Source organism: Carboxydocella sp. JDF658, assembly GCF_002049395.1.
In the GTDB taxonomy this organism is placed as follows: domain Bacteria; phylum Bacillota.
This window is the reverse complement of record NZ_BDLR01000027.1, coordinates 1-3880: the sequence shown is the minus strand read 5'-3', so window position 1 is coordinate 3880 and position 3880 is coordinate 1. Positions and strand designations below refer to the sequence as shown.

Below are 3880 nucleotides of genomic sequence, written 5' to 3'. Positions count from 1 at the left end.
CCTCAGCCAGAAGTCCGTCAGTGGTTTCACTGACCAGTTTGCCCCAGTACTTGTCGGCAGGGCGGATTTCCACCTGGTCATCCTTGATGTAGATATATACGGGTTTGGCTGCTTTCCCTTCTACAATCACCATGTCATAGCCAGCGAATTTCAGTTCTGCGCCCCAGAAACCTCCGGAGTTGGAAGAGGCAATGGTATTGTTGAGGGGGGATTTGGTAACTACCATGTAACGTCCGGAAGTCGGAGCGGAAGTACCGGTAAGCGGACCGGTAATGAAAAAGATTTTGTTAGCTTCACTCAAAGGATCGATACCAGCCGGAATTTCCTCGGCCAGCATGCGGCCCCCCAGGCCCCGGCCGCCGAGAAAGGCTCTGGCTTTCTCCACCGGCAGGGCTTCGGTGGTGATAGAACCGGTAGTTAAATTGATGCGCAGAATTTTACCCGAATAAGCATTGAACACTGTGCAAACACCTCTTTCTTCATATCTTGTTACAAAGCATTTTTATAAATTTGAATTACATCCTCCAGGGTAGCCTTCCGTGGGTTGGTTAAACTACAGGCATCTTTCATAGCATTTTGAGCCATGACAGGAATATCTTCTTCTTTTACTCCCAGTTCAGTCAGCCCCCGCGGAATCCCAATATCCTGGGACAATTGCACAATTGCCTCCAGCGCCTTGTCAGCCGCAGCGCGCACAGAAAGGCCGACAATGTTTTCTCCCATTGCTTCAGCAATATCAGCAAACCGCTGCGGATTGGCGATCAGGTTGAACCGTTCTACATGAGGCAAGAGGATAGCATTGCAAACCCCGTGGGGCAGGTTATAAAAACCACCCAGCTGGTGAGCCATCGCATGAACATAACCGAGGCTGGCGTTATTAAACGCCATACCAGCCAAAAACTCAGCATAAGCCATTTTATCCCGGGCCTCAAAGTCATCACCATTTGCTACTGCCCGCCGCAAATACTGGCTAATCAATTTGATGGCCATCAGGGCAGCTGAATCGGTTACCGGAGTAGCCGCCGTGGATACATAGGCTTCCACCGCATGAGTCAAGGCATCCATACCAGTAGCTGCGGTCAATGCCGGTGGCTTTTTCATCATCAGCAACGGGTCGTTAATGGCAACATTCGGAGTACAACGCCAGTCAACGATAGCCATTTTTACATGACGGTCCGTATCAGTGATGATACAAAAACGGGTCATTTCACTGGCAGTACCAGCTGTTGTGTTGACTGCAATCAAGGGAATCATCGGTTTGGTGGATTTATCCACACCTTCATAGTCACGGATGTTCCCGCCATTAGCAGCTACAATACCAATCCCTTTGGCACAGTCATGACTTGAACCTCCACCCAGGGAAACAATCAGGTCACAGCCTTCTTTTTTGAAGAGGTCAACCCCATCATGAACATTTTTATCAGTCGGATTCGGTTCTGCCCCCGGATAAATTACTACTTTAATGCCTTCCTTTTCAATAATGTCACTGATCTCTTTGGCCATGCCTATCTGGTTCAAATAAGCATCAGTAACCAGTAAGACTTTTTTACCCCCCAGAAGCTTTGCCTGTTCACCCACTTTCTGAGCAGCCCCGGCCCCCATTAAATTAACCGTAGGCATAAAATAACCATAAACCTGATGAACAACTGACATCTTTCATTCCTCCTTCCTACTATAATCTTTTACTGGTTGTGTTGGCATTAATCATCTTTTGCAAAATTCATGCCAATTTTCAGAAAAATCCATCAACCTGAATTAACGGCTTTGCTGAACCGAAAAAAAAACGAACTGTTCCACAATAAAACAGTTCGTGCCGGTACACTTTGTTCATTTAAGCAAATTGTATTCCTTCAGTTTTCGATACAGGGTAGTTCTGCCCATTCCCAGCAGCCTGGCAGCCGGAGCAATTTTCCCTTTGGTTTTTTGTAATGCCTCGATAATAGCCAGCCTGGTTTTTTCTTCCAATAACGCTCCTTCCTCGACTTTTGTGCTACAAAATAGATTTTGCCGCAGTTCGGGAGGCAAATCCGCTACCGTGATTTGAGGTCCACCGGCTAAAGCAACCATGCCAGTTATAATATTTTCCAATTCCCGCACATTTCCGGGCCAATGGTAAGCAAGTAAATAAGGATATATTTCCCGGTCCACTTCCAGCAAAGGTTTACCCATATTCTGGCAAGCTTTAGAAACAAAATAGGGTACCAGGTCATAGATGTCCTCTATTCGCTCCCGTAGTGGCGGCAGGTTAATGGTAACCACTTTTAAACGATAATACAGATCCAGGCGAAACAAGCCAGTTTTAACCAGTTTTTCTAAATCTTTATGGGTTGCCGCAATTACCCTCACATTAATTTTCCTGACCTTGTGATCACCGATGCGACAAACTTCCCTTTCCTGCAGCAATCTTAACAGAGCCACCTGTACATTGGCAGGCATATCCCCAATTTCATCAAGAAAAATCGTTCCGCCATCAGCCAGTTCAAATTTGCCCGGTTGTCCACCTTTTTTGGCACCGGTAAAAGCGCCTTCAGCATAGCCGAAAAGCTCACTTTCAATCAAATTAGGAGGCAATGCTGCACAATTTAAGGCTACAAACGGTCCTTCCCGGCGGTCACTCAGCTGATGAATATATCGGGCTATCACTTCTTTACCTGTACCACTTTCCCCCTGAAGCAATACAGAAACATTGACCGCAGCCGCTCTAGCCGCTATATCCAGCACCTGTTTCGATTTGGCACAGTTCCCAACCCAGCAGCTGGACTCTGTGGGATCGACATTTGCCCTGGTCAGGTTTAAAACCCCAACGCTACCGAGCAAACGACCTTCAGGGGAAGTAACTCGTATCAGACGGGAATCAATTTCCTTGCCAGCATTGTCTTCAAACTGCAGGTCTAATCTCTTGTGGCTGAACAGGATACTTTTGGTATTATCAAAAACATCTCCTACCGTGTTACCAATTATTTCCTCTCGTCTTTTACCCAGGAGCTGCGCACCCTGCTGGTTAATTTCCTTGATTACCCCTTTGTTGTCTATTACAATAAATCCTTGCCGCAGCATAGCTCCCGCCAGCTGCAATCCTCGCTGACTTATAGCAGCTTCTTTTTGCAATTCAGCAAGAAGCAGGTTTTGTTCGATCATTTTAGCGCCAATCAAGGCTATTTCCAGAAAACGACTATTTCTCTGTCCACTTTCTCCGGATATATCCAGAACCCCTACGATTTTCCCCTGGGGATTACGTACAGGAGCAGCCCAGCAGGATAAAAAATGGTTCTCCTGAACATAATGCTCCCAGCCTAATACTTTTACTGCCGTACCTTCGGAAATTGACGTACCAATGGCATTTGTACCCCTTACGTCTTCTCGCCAGTTGGCTCCCGGTGATAACTGTACTTGTTGTGCTCTGGTCAGAAAAGGCGGGTCTCCGACTACTTTCAAGATATAGCCTTCGAAATCACACAAAATGACCATATAATTCTGACCCTGCAGCAAACGATAAATATACGGAAGTACCTGTTCTGCAGCTTGAACTAAACTCTCCTGAGCTTGACAACGCTCACGCAAAAGCGGCGCCGGGAGTATATCAGTATCCTTTACCAGTCGGTAGTTTACTCTTCTTTCTCTGCTCCTCTGCCAGGAACGCAGGATAATCGGTTCTACTCCACTCACTGTATTCTCACCAGCTATAAAGCGCCGCCATTGCTCACTCATCCTCTTTTCACCCACCTTTGCGAATTATTGTCAAAGGAGGACTTCCCGGTCCAGGAAGCCCTCCTTTTCTTCTTATAACCCCAGTTCCTGTCTCCTGGCCGCTGTTGGCACTCCGTTTTCATCCCAGCCCCGCACCTGGTAATAAACAGGCAGCAATTCTGCCAGCCGGTGC

General features: G+C 47.0%; 4 protein-coding genes. All 4 read right to left on the bottom strand.

From position 1 onward, the window contains the following. The coding region (locus JDF658_RS05370) for an aldehyde ferredoxin oxidoreductase N-terminal domain-containing protein (protein WP_278307801.1) at window positions 1–460 on the bottom strand (460 nt) is incomplete at its 3' end. A gap of 29 nt (window positions 461–489) precedes the next feature. Then, the gene (locus tag JDF658_RS05365; RefSeq protein ID WP_079906736.1) at window positions 490–1653 is read right to left on the bottom strand and encodes an iron-containing alcohol dehydrogenase; all 1164 of its coding nucleotides are present in this window, start codon (window positions 1651–1653) and stop codon (window positions 490–492) included. 174 nt (window positions 1654–1827) lie between these two features. Next, entirely contained in the window at window positions 1828–3708 is a 1881-nt protein-coding gene (locus tag JDF658_RS05360; protein ID WP_079906735.1) for a sigma-54-dependent Fis family transcriptional regulator, read from the bottom strand. Between the two features lie 72 nt (window positions 3709–3780). Continuing rightward, window positions 3781–3880 (bottom strand): aldehyde ferredoxin oxidoreductase C-terminal domain-containing protein (locus tag JDF658_RS14780; RefSeq protein WP_143311955.1); only part of this gene is annotated, 100 nt, incomplete at its 5' end.